The organism is Gallaecimonas pentaromativorans, assembly GCF_003751625.1.
Taxonomy (GTDB): Bacteria; Pseudomonadota; Gammaproteobacteria; order Enterobacterales; family Gallaecimonadaceae; genus Gallaecimonas; species Gallaecimonas pentaromativorans.
Map to the genome: position 1 here is coordinate 447182 of NZ_RJUL01000001.1, position 13050 is coordinate 460231.

The following is a 13050-nucleotide window of genomic DNA, read 5'->3' on the forward strand; positions in this document are numbered from 1 at the left end:
ATGAGAATGACCCCGAAAATGCTCGCTGCCATGGTTGGTGGCGTAATGATGTTTAGCCAGGCACAGGCCCAGCCTGAAGTCCTGGACAAAGTAGCCGCCATCGTCGACCAAGGGGTGATCCTTGAGTCTGATGTCAACGACATGATGCGCGACATCAAGGCCAGTGCCCTCAAATCCGGGCAGCAGCTGCCCTCCGACCGGGTGCTGCACGTACAGGTGCTTGACCGCCTGATCACCGAAGAGCTGGAAATGCAGACCGCCAAACGTATCGGCCTGCAAATCTCCGACGCTCAGCTCGATCAAACCATCGGCAACATCGCTAAAGATCAAAAACTGAGCGTGGAGCAGCTGCGCCACAAAATCGACTCCGAAGGCGGTAACTTCGAGAGCTACCGCGAGCACGTACGTACCGAGCTGACCCTCGGCGAAGTGCGCCGCATCGTGGTCAGCCGCCGCATTCAGGTGAGCCCTCAGGAAATCGAGGCCATGGTCAAACAGCTCGACGAGCAAGGCGACCGCAATGTTGAGCTGCACCTGCGCCACATCCTGATTGACGTACCCCAGAACGCCAATGCCGCCCAATTGGCCGACGCCAAAGACCGAGCCGAGAAAGTATTGGCCCGCCTCAACAAAGGTGAAGACTTCGCCCAGTTGGCCATCGTGTCGTCTTCTGGCAACCACGCCCTGGAAGGGGGCGACCTTGGCTGGATGAACGCCAACGAAGTGCCCACCCTCTTTGCCGATGCCCTCAAAGACGCCAAAAAAGGCGAGATCATTGGGCCCATCCGCTCCGGCGCCGGTTTCCACATCATCAAAGTGGACGGTATCCGTGGCCAGCAAACCGTTGAACTGGAAGAAGTGCACGCGCGCCACATTCTGGTCAAACCCTCGGTTATCCTCAGCGACGACAAAGCCAAAGCCGAGCTGGAGCAATGGCGCAGCGAGGTATTGGCCGGTAAAGCCGACTTTGCCGAGCTGGCCAAGGAACATTCCGAAGACCCCGGCAGTGCCAGCCAGGGTGGCGATTTGGGCTGGGCCGATCCGAAGATTTACGACCCGACCTTTTCCAACACCATCGAGCACCTGAAGAAAGGCCAGATCTCCGAGCCCTTCCGCAGCTCCTTTGGCTGGCACATCGTGCAGCTGATTGACACCCGCACTACCGACGCCACCCAACAGGCCAAGAAAGAGAAGGCCTACCGGGTACTGTTCAACCGTAAGTTCAACGAAGAAGCCCTGGCATGGCTGCGCGAGATCCGTAGCCAGGCCTATATCGATATCCTGGACAAAGAAAAATGATCCAGCGTATCGCACTGACACCCGGCGAGCCGGCCGGCATCGGGCCAGATTTGGCGGTGATGCTGGCCCAGCAAGACTGGCCGGTTGAAGTGGTGGTCTGTGCCGATGCCGACCTGTTAAAAGCCCGGGCCAAGTGCCTGGGCTTACCGCTTCAATTACGCCCTTATGAACCCTGGGCGCCGGCCCTGCCCCAGCAAAAAGGCACCCTGACTCTGGCGCCTTTTGGGCTCAGGGAAGATGTTGTCCCCGGCGAGCTTAACGAGGCCAACGCCCACTACGTGTTGGAGACCCTCTCCTTTGCCGGTGAAGGCAACATGGATGGCCGGTTTGCCGCCGTGGTCACAGGCCCGGTGCACAAAGGCATCATCAACCGTGCCGGCATTGCCTTCTCCGGCCATACCGAGTTCTTTGCCCATCAGGCCAATGTCAGTGACGTGGTAATGTTGCTGGCCACCGAGGGCCTGCGGGTGGCCCTGGTGACCACCCATATCCCTCTGGCCTATGTGGCTAAAGCCATTACCCCGGAGCGCCTGACGAAAGTCATCGGTGTGCTGCACCAGGACTTGGTCAGTAAATTCGGCATCGAAAAACCCTGTATTTACGTGTGTGGCCTTAACCCCCACGCCGGCGAAGGCGGCCATCTGGGCCGCGAAGAAATCGATGTGATTGAGCCGACTCTGGAAGGGCTTAGAGAGCAAGGCATGAACCTGGTCGGCCCGTTACCGGCCGACACCCTGTTCCAACCCAAGTATCTGGATAATGCCGATGCGGTGCTGGCCATGTATCATGACCAGGGGCTGCCGGTACTCAAGCACAAAGGTTTCGGCAACTCCGTCAATATCACCCTGGGTCTCCCCTTTGTCCGCACCTCGGTCGACCATGGCACAGCCCTGGATCTGGCCGGCACCGGCAAGGTAGACGCAGGCAGCATGAAACTGGCCCTTTCCCAGGCCATCGCACTGGCAAACCGTTAATTAGATGACAGACAACGTCCATATGGGCCACAGGGCCCGCAAGCGCTTCGGCCAGAACTTCCTCAACGATCAGGATGTGATCGCCAATATCGTCCGGGCCATCAACCCGCGCCCTGACGACGTGCTGGTGGAAATCGGCCCCGGCCTTGGCGCCTTGACCGAGCCGGTACTGGAACAGGCCGGGCAACTGCAAGTGGTGGAGCTGGACCGCGACCTGGCGGCTCGCCTGCGTCAACGCGACGGCATTACCGTCAACGAAGCCGACGCCCTGAAATTCGACTTCGGCACCCTGCACCAAGAGGGCAAACCCTTCAAGGTGTTCGGCAACCTGCCCTACAACATCTCCACCCCGCTGCTGTTCCACCTCTTTACTTGGTCTGACTGCATCAACGAGATGCACTTCATGCTGCAAAAAGAAGTGGTAGAGCGGATGGCCGCCGGCCCCGGTACCAAACAGTACGGCCGCCTGTCGGTGATGACCCAGTATTTTTGCCAGGTGATCCCGGTGCTGCACGTCGGCCCACACGCCTTTACCCCACCCCCTAAGGTGGACTCCGCCGTGGTGCGTCTGGTGCCTTACAAAGACAAGCCGGTCAAGGTCAAAGATGAGCGCAAACTGAGCCAGGTGCTGACCGAAGCCTTCAACCAGCGCCGCAAGACGGTGCGCAATACCTTCAAGGCCCACTTCAGCACCGAACAGCTCGAAGCGCTGGGTGTGGATCCCGGTGCCCGCCCCGAAAACCTCAGCCTGGCCCAATATGCGGCCCTGGCCGATGCCTTGGCTGGTCGATCCTCGGAGGCCTGATGCTGCGTTTTCAGATCCACGTAGACACCCGGTATCTGGACGACCGCTCGCTGCCGGACGAAAACAAATACGTTTTTGCCTACACCATCACCATCCGTAACCTCGACACCCAGCCGGCCAAGCTCATCAACCGTTACTGGTTGATAACCGACGGTAACGGCAAAACCACCGAGGTATCCGGTGCCGGGGTGGTGGGCCAGCAGCCCACCATTCAACCAGGCAGCGAATATAGCTATACCTCAGGGGCGGTACTGGAAAGCCCGGTGGGCACCATGGAAGGCCACTATGAGATGGAAGTCCAGGGCGGCGGTAACTTTAAGACCCCGGTGCCCATTTTTCGCCTGGCGGTGCCCAAGGTCGTTAACTGATGCACTATGTGGTGGGTGACATTCAGGGCTGCTATCGCGAGCTGATGGCACTGCTGGAAAAGGTAGCGTTCAACCCCAGCTCTGACCGACTAATTGCCGTTGGCGACTTGGTGGCTCGCGGCCCCAACTCCCTGGATGTCTTGCGCTTTTTTATGCGTCACCCCGAGTCCTGCCAAACTGTGCTGGGCAACCACGATCTGAACCTGCTAGCCGTGCTCTGTGACCTTCGCAAAGCCAAGAAAAGCGATCTGCTGGATGAGGTACTGGCGAGCCCCGAACGCGGCGCCATCATCGACTACCTACGGCGCCAGCCCTTGGCGCTGTGGTTTAACGAGCTCAAGCTGTTGGTGACCCACGCTGGCTTGCCGCCCCTTTGGGACTGCCAGCGCACCCTGGCGGCCAGCAGCCTGGTAAGCCAGGCGCTGCAGGGCGACGACTGGCAACAGCTCCTGGCCGACATGTACGGCGACCAGCCAGACAGCTGGTCGCCGGAGCTTTGCGGCACGCCTTTGCTGCGCTACATCATCAACGGCCTGACCCGGATGCGCTTTTGCCGCCCTGACGGCAGTCTCGACCTCAAATGCAAGCTGGGCCCCGCCGAAGGCGCCAAGCAGGGGTTTGTGCCTTGGTTCGAGCTTCAGCCTCCTCTTCCCTTTACCCTGGCCTTTGGCCACTGGGCATCCTTGCAAGGGGCACTGCCCCGTTCCGACATCAAGGCATTGGATACCGGCTGCGTGTGGGGAGAATCCCTCACTTTGTGGTGCGCCGAGACCGATACCCTGCATCAGCAAATAGCAATTTCCTAAAGCATTTCAAATTTTTGCCGATACATATCTGTAACCTGCCTCAAACCATCTGTTAAGGATGAAAAACAGCCGTTACACTAGGCAGCTCGAATTTTTGGGCAAGCCTTTTGCATAGGTTATGTCGTCAAGTTTTTGTCAGAGGAAGCCCCGATGAACCTCACTGTTGCCAAGCGGATAGTCCTTGGCTTTGCCATCATTACGCTGTTGTTGTTCGGTAACGGCCTGAGTTCCTATCTCGGCTTTGATAAGGTCGAAAGCAATGTCCAGCGCGCCACGTCCCTTGCGGTGGGTGCCGTGGTCAGCGTCGGCCAGCTGCAGCAAAGCAGCTCTACCCTGAGCGAGCTGGGCCTCAAGGCCTATCACAGCGACAGCATCAACGAGATTGAGGGCTACCAGCAGACCGCCCAGTCCACCTCAGACGAGCTGAATAGGTCCCTGCGCAAATTCAAAGACCTCATTAAAAACGAGGCATCTTTGGTAGAAACCGCCAAAGTGGTTGAAGGCAGCTTCAGCGGCCTGCAGGGGGCTCAGGGACGGTTGTTTGACGCCAAGCTGACCAGCCTCAAACTGCGCGACCAGCTGAAAAAGATGCAATCGTCGGTGTCCGATACCGCCGATGACGCCAGCGCCGACATTCTCGATTTGACCGACGCCGGGGTACCGGACGTAGCCGCCAACACCACCAGCAAACTCGAGAACATGTTCCTGTCGCTGTCAACCAGCATCATCGAGTACAACAAGTCCACTACCCTGACCAAAGCCGATACCATCGCTGGTGAAATCAATTTTGCCTTGAGTGATATCGACTCCAACCTCGCTTTTGTGGCCCGCTCGGTCGGTGCCGACAACAAGTACATCAAGTCGCTTCAGGACAAAGCCAAGGCGCTGCGCGCCAAAGTAACCGATGCCGGCACCGGCATTATCGATCTGCAAAAATCCCGCCTGAAGGAAAACGAAAAAGCCGAAGGCGCGTTGACCGAAGAGCAGATCAACCTTGACGGCCTGCGCGGCGCCCTGAACAAGCTGCAAAATGCTTCCCAGGCCATTGCCGCCGACACCAAAGAAGCCATAGACCACTCCATTGCCACCGCCAACACCGCCACCTTTGTGGTGATGGCCATCTGCGTTATCGCGGCAGTGCTGATCAGTACCTACGTGGTGCGCTCCATTACTGCGCCGCTGGACAAGGTCAAAGAGATGCTGACCATCCTGGCCTCAGGCGATCTTAGCCGCCGCCTGGACGCCAGCGCCAAGGACGAGTTTGGCGAGCTAGCCCGCTCCACCAACAGCCTTACCGATTCGCTGCGAAACCTTATCGAGGGGATCTCCAGCGGCTCGACCCAACTGGCCGCCAGCGCCGAAGAAACCTCGGCCATCACCGCCCAGACCAAGGTGGCTATCCAGCAGCAAAAAGGCCAGGTTGATCAGGTAGCCACTGCCACCACTCAGATGTCAGCCAGTGCCGATCAGGTTACCCATGCTGCTTCCGATACCTTGTCTTCCGTGCTGCGGGCGGAAAAAGAAGCTGAGCGGGTACGCCAGCTGTCTGCCGACACCAAGAGCACCATCCAGATGCTGGCCGCCGAAGTGGAGTCCGCTTCTCAGGTGATCAACAAGCTACATCAGGACAGCGCCAATATTGGCTCTATCCTCGACGTCATTCGTGGTATTGCCGAACAGACCAACCTGCTGGCGCTGAACGCCGCTATTGAAGCGGCCCGTGCCGGCGAGCAAGGCCGCGGCTTTGCGGTGGTTGCCGATGAAGTCCGTACACTGGCGTCCCGTACTCAGCAGTCCACCCAAGAGATCCAGTCCATGATCGAGGCCCTCCAGCAGGGCGCCGAGCAGGCAGTAAGCGTTATGGACCAAGGCAAATTCCAGGCTGAGAGCTGTGTGTCTAAATCGGTGGAATCCGATGTGGCCCTGAGCCATATCACCGATGCGGTTCACGAAGCCCGCGACAAGAGCGAGCACATCGCCCAGGCCGCCAAGGAGCAAGGGATCGTGGCCCAGGAGATCAATGAGAAGCTCACCTCTATCGTCAATATCGCCGAAGAGACCGCCCAAGGCGCCGAGCAAACCGCTACTTCCAGTGAAGAAGTGGCCAGGCTCTCCGAGGAGCTGCGTAATTCGGTCAGGCGCTTTAGGATACAATAAGCCCCACCTTTACTGTGAAACGCGGCCCAAGGCCGCGTTTTTTATTGGAAAGCGCCATGAAAAGAACCCTGCTGTTACTGCTGTTGCTGCTCAGCGCCTGTACCCCGGCGCCACCGGGCCAGGAAGCCCTCAAAGAAGCGCTGCGGGCTCATCTGGGCGCACTGGGGCCAGATGCCTTTCTGGAGATAGAAAACGTCACCTTACTTGATAGCAAGCGCCTGGATGACAACCACATCCAGGTGGCTCTGGCTTATCAGGTGCGCTTTACCGAAAACTTTCCCGACGCTGCTCGCGCCCTCGCTACGGGGCAACCAGACATGTTCGCCCGCTTTGGTTCAAGCCTTGGGGCCATGGCACTGAAGATGGAGTTTGGGGTGTTTCGAAAAGGAGACCTTCTGGAGCGCCAGGACAGTCTGCAACTGGTGCGAAACGACAAAGGCCAGTGGTTGTTGGCCTCGCCGGCATAAAAAAACCCGCCTCGGTGGCGGGTTTTTCTTAAAACGCCTATCAGAGGCGTTCTTTGATTGCAGCCGCAGTGGCGCTACCACCAAAACCATTGGCATCAGCCCAGGCGATAACGGTTTTACCGTCAGCCTCGGGAGCACCCAGGGTAGAGCCAGGCAACTGCTTGGCGATGAATTCACCGGCACCGTCGGCACCGGAGCTCATGGCAAAACGCAGCAGGCTCAAGCCGTTGCACTTAACACCGTCATAGATGTTACGCAGGCGGATGCCGGAATCGGACAGCTTAGAGCGCAGGCGGTTTTTGTCATTAGATGCCACGTAGTCACAAATACTGGCAACCAACTGCGCCGCGTCGGCCTTGGCGGGGGTGGGCTGATAGGTAAACGCCAACAAAAGCGCTACAGCACCCATTTTAACTGATTTCAACACGTCAACCACTCCTAACAGGCAAGCAAAGAAAAGCCCGCAAATGCTAACAATCTAGGCACTGCCCCTCAATCAGAAATAGGTCAAATGCCTGGTAATAAACGTTCAAAAGTGACAAAGGTCAAATTGTACTGATTATGTATATCGGCCAAAAAGTGGCTCTCCTGAACTTTTTTCCAGCAATTTTCTGCCTCCCAGTCGGGAAAACGGGTATCACCCTCGATGTCAGCATCAATAAAAGTCAGATAGAGCCGCTGCGCCACCGCCAAAGCTTGGCGATAGATCTGGCCACCGCCGATAACCATCACCTCATCTGCATCAGCGGCGGCTGCCAGGGCAGCGCCCAGGCTACTCACCACCTCCACACCCTGTGGGCTGAAATCGGCCTGGCGGCTTATCACCAAGTTACGGCGCCCAGGCAGGGGCCGGCCGATGCTCTCAAAGGTCTTGCGGCCCATGATCACCGGTTTACCCAGAGTCACTGCTTTAAAATGTTTGAGGTCGGCGGGCAGGTGCCAGGGCATGTCGTTGTCACGCCCAATCACGCGGTTGTTGGCCATGGCGGCCACCAGGGAGAGGATCATGGTGTTGCGCTCTTAAGCAAAAAAGCGAGCTTAACAAAAAGCCGTGCTATTAAGCACGGCTTCAAGGTTAACGTTCGTAGATGACTTCTACGTCGTAGTCGTCGTCATCCCAGTCGTCATCGTCCAGATCGTCGTCATCGTCATGCTGAGCCTCGGCGATGGCCTTCTCGTGGTAGTCGTCCCACTTGAAGTCGACGTTGACCTTGTCTTCCGGTTTTTCTTCTTCCGGCGGCAGGCTGTCGATAAAGGTCATCAGCTCGCGGGCCAGCTGTTCGGTACCCTCGCTGAGCACGGCGCAGATCTTGAAATGCGGCCCGTGGTAATCCAGGGCGTCGATGATTTCTTCGATACGCTCTTCCAGTTCGTCGGCTTCCAGCAAGTCGGTTTTGTTAAACACCAACCAGCGGGTCTTGGCCGCTACCTTGGGTGAGTACTTGTCCAGCTCGTCGATGATAACCAGCGCGTTTTCCACCGGATCGGAGCCGTCAAAGGGATTCACGTCGATAACGTGCAGCAAAATGCGGCAGCGTTCGAGGTGGCGCAGGAACTGAAAACCAAGGCCAGCACCGTCGGCAGCACCTTCGATAAGGCCGGGGATGTCGGCAATGACAAAGCTCTTACCAGGGAAGGGGCTGACCACCCCCAGGTTCGGCACTAGGGTGGTAAAGGGGTAATCGGCGACCTTGGGCTTGGCTTTGGACACCGAGCGAATGAGGCTCGATTTACCGGCATTGGGCAGCCCCAGCAGGCCCACATCGGCCAGCAGCAGCAATTCCAGCATCAGGTTACGCACTTCGCCCTTGGTACCGAGAGTACGTTGGCGTGGCGCCCGGTTGACCGAAGATTTAAAGCGGGTGTTACCCAGACCGTGGAAGCCGCCTTTGGCCACCATCAAACGCTGGCCATGTTTGGTGACTTCACCCACCACTTCGCCGGTGTCGTTGTCGCTGGCACGGGTACCCACTGGCACCTTGAGGACCAAATCCTTGCCACCTTTACCGGTACAGTTGGCCGCGCCACCGTTCTCGCCGCGTTCGGCTTTATGGAAGCGCTCGAAACGATAGTCGATCAAGGTATTGAGGTTGTCATCAGCCTCGATGTATACGTCACCGCCATCACCGCCATCGCCACCGTCAGGGCCGCCGTTGGGAATAAATTTCTCACGACGAAAACCGACAACGCCATTGCCGCCGTCTCCCGCCTCAACGCGGATCACGGCTTCATCTACGAATTTCATTGCGACTTTTCTCCTGCAGAGGCTTAAGCATAGGACGGCTCCAATAAAAAACCCCGCGCTGGGCGGGGCTTTCAAGTACAGCGGTCAGCTTATTCAGTGATGATGCTGACGTACTTGCGGTTTTTAGGACCTTTCACTTCGAATTTCACTTTGCCTTCGGCAGTAGCGAACAGAGTGTGGTCTTTACCGATGCCCACGTTGGTGCCAGCGTGGAATTTGGTGCCGCGTTGACGAACGATGATGTTGCCTGCCAGGACAGACTCACCGCCGTAGCGCTTTACACCCAGGCGTTTGCTTTCGGAATCACGACCGTTACGGGTAGAACCGGCTGCTTTTTTGTGTGCCATGGTAAGGTCTCCTTATTAGGCGCTGATGCCAGTGATTTTAATTTCAGTGAACCACTGACGGTGGCCCATCTGCTTGCGGTGGTGCTTACGACGACGGAACTTGACGATTTTGACTTTCTCGCCACGGCCGTGAGCAACCACTTCGGCAACCACTTTGCCACCGTCAACGTAGGGAGCACCTACTTTGACGTCGTCGCCGTTGGCGACCATCAGCACCTTGTCGAATTCGACAGTGGCGCCAGCTTCCAGATCCAGCTTCTCCAGACGAATCACTTCGCCTTCAGCTACACGGTGTTGCTTGCCACCGCTTTGGATAACCGCGTACATGGTTTTTCTCCGTTATTCTTCGCATCGGCCTGCAAGCGGATGCGCTATAAACCTGACAATAGGGCGCGTATTCTAAAGAAAAGCGTCCGATACAGCAACCCGATCATCCGTAAAAAAGTAGAAAAATTGCTCAACAGATTGAACCCGAACTGACTATGTCATGCGTCCGGGCTTTTAGTGTAAGATCACCGCATCTGACACACAATATAAGGGCCTGGCGGCCATCGTCTTTTTATATGGATCTCGCCCAAATTCGCCAACTCTGCGCCACTGATATGGACTCGGTCAACGAGACCATTCAACAACAGCTCAGTTCTGACGTGGCCCTCATCAACCAGCTCGGCTTTTACATCATCAATGCCGGAGGCAAGCGCCTTCGCCCCATGCTGACCGTCCTGGCAGCCAGGGCCTTGGGCTACGATGGCGACAAGCACGTGCGCCTGGCCACGCTGGTTGAGTTCATTCACACCTCTACTCTCTTGCATGACGACGTGGTGGATGAGTCCACCCTGCGCCGTGGCCGGGAAACGGCCAACGCCCTTTTTGGCAACCAGGCTTCGGTGCTGGTCGGCGACTTCCTCTATACCCGCGCCTTCCAGTTGATGGTGGCACTGGATTCGATGAAGGTGATGCAGGTACTGGCCGACGCCACCAATGTCATCGCCGAAGGGGAAGTGATGCAGCTGATGAACTGCAACGACCCTGAGACCACCGAAGCGCGCTACATGAAGGTCATCTACTCCAAGACCGCCAAGCTCTTCGAGGCAGCCACCGGTCTCTCTGCCGTGATAAGCGGCCAGCCAGAGCTCGAAGACGCCATGAGCGACTACGGCAAGTACCTGGGGACCGCCTTCCAGCTGATTGACGACCTGCTCGATTACGAAGCGGACGCCGACGAACTGGGTAAAAACCTGGGGGATGACCTGGCCGAGGGTAAGCCCACCCTGCCGCTGCTCCATGCCATGCATAACGGTAACGCCGAAGAGTCCGCCATGATCCGCCAAGCCATTGAGCAAGGCGATGGCCGCGACAAACTCGAACTGGTGCAAGGCTGCATGCGCCGTCTGGGCTCCCTCGACTACACCTACCAGCGCGCCCTGGAAGAATCGGACAAGGCGATCAGCGCCCTGGCCGCCATTCCCGACAGCCCCTACAAGGAAGCGCTGATTGGCCTGGCCAAGGTGGCGGTAGAACGCAAAAGCTAAATAGCTGCTAGAGAAAAAAGGCCCTTCGGGGCCTTTTTTTGTGGTTTGACGGCATTAAAAAAGGGAGCCAATGGCTCCCTTTTTTTGAATTCGTGCGGCTTATTTGCCGGTAACGAATTCTTCACCCAGGGTGATGTCACCTTTAAGGGTAGCCAGAGCGCTATCCAGAGCGCCTTGCTCGAAAGCAGACAGCTCACCGTAGCCCAGCACTTCTTCTACACCGTTTTTGCCCAGACGAACCGGCTGAGCGAAGAAACGGGCGTGCTCGGAGCCGCCTTCTACATAGGCGCACTCAACTACGTTGGCTTCGCCTTGCAGACCACGGATCAGCGACAGGCCAAAACGGGCAGCCGCTTGGCCCATAGACAGGGTAGCGGAGCCGCCACCGGCCTTGGCTTCAACCACTTCGGTACCGGCGTTTTGAATACGCTTGGTCATGGCAGCGGTTTCGTCAGCAGACAGTTCCAGGCCTTCTACTTGAGACAGCAGCGGCAGGATGGTCACGCCGGAGTGGCCACCAATGACATTGATGTGCACGTCGGCAGGGTTTTTACCCAGTTTTTCACCGATAAAGGTCTCGGCGCGGATAACGTCCAGGGTAGTCACACCGAACAGGCGCTTGGCATCGTAAACGCCTTTGGCTTTGAGCACTTCGGCAGCGATGGCAACAGTGGTGTTAACCGGGTTGGTGATGATACCAACCAACGCTTTGGGGCAGTTGTCGGCAATGGCTTCTACCAGAGCGCGAACGATGCCAGCGTTAACGTTGAAAAGATCGGAGCGGTCCATGCCAGGCTTACGAGGTACGCCGGCGGGGATCAGAACGACATCGGCGCCAGTCAGGGCGTCGGCCAGTTTTTCCTGCCCAAAGCCTTCGACCTTAACGGCGGTCGGAATGTGGCTCAGATCAACGGCAACACCGGGAACAACCGGGGCTACGTCATACAGTGCCAGTTCGGAACCGGCGGGCAGTTGGGTCTTGAGCAGCAAAGACAGGGCCTGACCGATACCACCGGCGGCGCCAAGTACGGCTACTTTCATCGCATTATCTCCCTTGTGTCTGACCTGTTCAGGTGTGGGCAGCACCTTAGCTCAACAAGGGTTAAAAAACAATTATGCCAAGCCAGTGGTTACGGCGCCAAAGAGGTCTGGGGCGGTAAACGTCAGTGAACTTGCAGGTAATGGGAAAGAATGTGATCGAGGGATTTATCTTCGCGCAACTTGGCAAGGGCCTTGTTGATGGCATCGAGCAAGGCATCGCTGCGCTCGCCCCGCGAAAGAGCAATACCCATGCCCCTGCCGAAGTAGCGAAGATCGCGGATAGGGCTACCCATTAAACGTAAGTCTTTGTTTGCAGGGTCAGAAAGCCAGGCATTGGCCACAGCCGCATCAACAAAAATGGCCGAGATCCGCCCTGCCCTCAGCTCGTTCAAGGCGCCATTGAGGTCGTCATAACTGGTCAGCTGCCACTGGCGCTGGTCAATCAGGTATTGCTGATGGCTGGAGCCATTTTGCACCCCGATATACCCCGACTTGGCGTAACGATCTGTTGCGTCTTTCAGGGTCACATAGACGGCGCTGTTACGGTAGTAGGGGTCTGAAAAGCGGATGCTATTGTCGTAGCGGGAGGAGATATCCAGGGCGGCGATCACCGCGTCCAGTTCGCCGTCTTCCAGTTCGTCCAGAAGGCTGTCGAAGGGGTGCTCAATAATGATGCAGGGACGCTGCAGCAACTCACATACGGCATGAGCAACATCAATATCGATACCTACCAACTGGCTGGCATCGTCCCTGTATTCGAAGGGTGGATAGGTTGCCTCGGTACCGAATACCAGCGGTCTGCCGGCGCCGGAAACCTCATCGGCTGCGGCCAGGCCCCAGGTGCAACAGTACAACAGGCCAAGCCAAACCGCCTTGCGCATCACCTTAAACAACCGCTCCCTACCTCAATATTGCCACCAAGACTGACAGCGAACGCCCATGTATGCAAGCTGCCAAAGCAGGCATCCCATGCTACCATGTCGTTTGTGCATGATTATGCAGACAAGCC

15 protein-coding genes are annotated in these 13050 nt (G+C 57.3%); 8 read left to right on the forward strand and 7 right to left on the reverse strand.

What is annotated here, in order from left to right:
* The first annotated feature begins 6 nt into the window (after positions 1–6).
* The 7 genes from surA (at position 7) to EDC28_RS02075 (ending at position 6876) form a co-directional block, all read left to right on the forward strand.
* Positions 7–1299 (forward strand): peptidylprolyl isomerase SurA, encoded by a 1293-nt coding sequence (gene surA / locus EDC28_RS02045; protein ID WP_123420494.1) that lies wholly within the window; start codon positions 7–9, stop codon positions 1297–1299.
* Entirely contained in the window at positions 1296–2273 is a 978-nt protein-coding gene (gene pdxA / locus EDC28_RS02050; protein ID WP_050659151.1) for a 4-hydroxythreonine-4-phosphate dehydrogenase PdxA, read from the forward strand. The genes surA and pdxA overlap by 4 nt, the downstream gene beginning before the upstream one ends.
* A 4-nt stretch (positions 2274–2277) precedes the next feature.
* The gene (gene rsmA, locus EDC28_RS02055; RefSeq protein ID WP_050659150.1) at positions 2278–3078 is read left to right on the forward strand and encodes a 16S rRNA (adenine(1518)-N(6)/adenine(1519)-N(6))-dimethyltransferase RsmA; all 801 of its coding nucleotides are present in this window, start codon (positions 2278–2280) and stop codon (positions 3076–3078) included.
* Entirely contained in the window at positions 3078–3446 is a 369-nt protein-coding gene (gene apaG, locus EDC28_RS02060) for a Co2+/Mg2+ efflux protein ApaG (RefSeq protein ID WP_050659149.1), read from the forward strand. Before rsmA ends, apaG begins: the two co-directional genes overlap by 1 nt.
* The gene (locus EDC28_RS02065; RefSeq protein WP_336391479.1) at positions 3446–4252 is read left to right on the forward strand and encodes a symmetrical bis(5'-nucleosyl)-tetraphosphatase; all 807 of its coding nucleotides are present in this window, start codon (positions 3446–3448) and stop codon (positions 4250–4252) included. The genes apaG and EDC28_RS02065 overlap by 1 nt, the downstream gene beginning before the upstream one ends.
* A gap of 150 nt (positions 4253–4402) precedes the next feature.
* On the forward strand, positions 4403–6409 hold the full coding sequence (locus EDC28_RS02070) for a methyl-accepting chemotaxis protein (protein ID WP_123420495.1): 2007 nt from the start codon (positions 4403–4405) through the stop codon (positions 6407–6409).
* A 56-nt stretch (positions 6410–6465) separates the two neighbouring features.
* A complete protein-coding gene (locus EDC28_RS02075) occupies positions 6466–6876 on the forward strand; it encodes a hypothetical protein (protein WP_123420496.1) in 411 nt (136 codons plus the stop codon).
* Positions 6877–6916: 40 nt separating this feature from the next.
* Here the strand turns inward: EDC28_RS02075 and EDC28_RS02080 are convergent, their stop codons facing one another.
* The 5 genes from EDC28_RS02080 to rplU all read right to left on the reverse strand — a co-directional run bounded on the left by EDC28_RS02080 (position 6917) and on the right by rplU (position 9795).
* Positions 6917–7303: a DUF3718 domain-containing protein gene (locus EDC28_RS02080; protein ID WP_123420497.1), complete on the reverse strand. Its 387-nt coding sequence runs from the start codon at positions 7301–7303 to the stop codon at positions 6917–6919.
* Positions 7304–7383: 80 nt separating this feature from the next.
* The gene (gene folA / locus EDC28_RS02085; protein ID WP_170163999.1) at positions 7384–7884 is read right to left on the reverse strand and encodes a type 3 dihydrofolate reductase; all 501 of its coding nucleotides are present in this window, start codon (positions 7882–7884) and stop codon (positions 7384–7386) included.
* Positions 7885–7951: 67 nt separating this feature from the next.
* On the reverse strand, positions 7952–9121 hold the full coding sequence (gene cgtA / locus EDC28_RS02090) for an Obg family GTPase CgtA (RefSeq protein ID WP_123420498.1): 1170 nt from the start codon (positions 9119–9121) through the stop codon (positions 7952–7954).
* A gap of 89 nt (positions 9122–9210) precedes the next feature.
* Positions 9211–9468, reverse strand: a complete 258-nt coding sequence (gene rpmA / locus EDC28_RS02095; protein WP_050659142.1) for a 50S ribosomal protein L27 — start codon at positions 9466–9468, stop codon at positions 9211–9213.
* A gap of 15 nt (positions 9469–9483) precedes the next feature.
* Positions 9484–9795, reverse strand: a complete 312-nt coding sequence (rplU, locus tag EDC28_RS02100; protein ID WP_050659141.1) for a 50S ribosomal protein L21 — start codon at positions 9793–9795, stop codon at positions 9484–9486.
* A gap of 236 nt (positions 9796–10031) precedes the next feature.
* On the opposite strand from rplU, the gene ispB reads away from it, so the two are divergent.
* Complete coding sequence (gene ispB, locus EDC28_RS02105) at positions 10032–11000, forward strand: octaprenyl diphosphate synthase (RefSeq protein ID WP_050659140.1); 969 nt, start codon at positions 10032–10034, stop codon at positions 10998–11000.
* 99 nt (positions 11001–11099) lie between these two features.
* Here ispB and mdh read toward each other — a convergent pair whose 3' ends face one another.
* Together mdh and EDC28_RS02115 are read right to left on the reverse strand one after the other, a co-directional pair.
* Positions 11100–12041 (reverse strand): malate dehydrogenase, encoded by a 942-nt coding sequence (gene mdh, locus EDC28_RS02110; protein ID WP_050659139.1) that lies wholly within the window; start codon positions 12039–12041, stop codon positions 11100–11102.
* Positions 12042–12163: 122 nt separating this feature from the next.
* Positions 12164–12922 carry a transporter substrate-binding domain-containing protein gene (locus EDC28_RS02115; protein WP_148049782.1) on the reverse strand — a complete coding sequence of 253 codons (759 nt, stop codon included), beginning with the start codon at positions 12920–12922 and terminating at the stop codon, positions 12164–12166.
* Between the last annotated feature and the right edge of the window lie 128 nt (positions 12923–13050).

Coding starts and splice junctions, on each gene's coding strand:
- rpmA (WP_050659142.1), bottom strand. CDS start 9,468: ATGGCACACAAAAAAGCAGCCGGTTCTACCCGTAACGGTCGTGATTCC.
- EDC28_RS02065 (WP_336391479.1), top strand. CDS start 3,446: ATGCACTATGTGGTGGGTGACATTCAGGGCTGCTATCGCGAGCTGATG.
- mdh (WP_050659139.1), bottom strand. CDS start 12,041: ATGAAAGTAGCCGTACTTGGCGCCGCCGGTGGTATCGGTCAGGCCCTG.
- surA (WP_123420494.1), top strand. CDS start 7: ATGACCCCGAAAATGCTCGCTGCCATGGTTGGTGGCGTAATGATGTTT.
- rplU (WP_050659141.1), bottom strand. CDS start 9,795: ATGTACGCGGTTATCCAAAGCGGTGGCAAGCAACACCGTGTAGCTGAA.
- folA (WP_170163999.1), bottom strand. CDS start 7,884: ATGATCCTCTCCCTGGTGGCCGCCATGGCCAACAACCGCGTGATTGGG.
- ispB (WP_050659140.1), top strand. CDS start 10,032: ATGGATCTCGCCCAAATTCGCCAACTCTGCGCCACTGATATGGACTCG.
- apaG (WP_050659149.1), top strand. CDS start 3,078: ATGCTGCGTTTTCAGATCCACGTAGACACCCGGTATCTGGACGACCGC.
- rsmA (WP_050659150.1), top strand. CDS start 2,278: ATGACAGACAACGTCCATATGGGCCACAGGGCCCGCAAGCGCTTCGGC.
- cgtA (WP_123420498.1), bottom strand. CDS start 9,121: ATGAAATTCGTAGATGAAGCCGTGATCCGCGTTGAGGCGGGAGACGGC.
- EDC28_RS02070 (WP_123420495.1), top strand. CDS start 4,403: ATGAACCTCACTGTTGCCAAGCGGATAGTCCTTGGCTTTGCCATCATT.
- EDC28_RS02115 (WP_148049782.1), bottom strand. CDS start 12,922: ATGCGCAAGGCGGTTTGGCTTGGCCTGTTGTACTGTTGCACCTGGGGC.
- pdxA (WP_050659151.1), top strand. CDS start 1,296: ATGATCCAGCGTATCGCACTGACACCCGGCGAGCCGGCCGGCATCGGG.
- EDC28_RS02075 (WP_123420496.1), top strand. CDS start 6,466: ATGAAAAGAACCCTGCTGTTACTGCTGTTGCTGCTCAGCGCCTGTACC.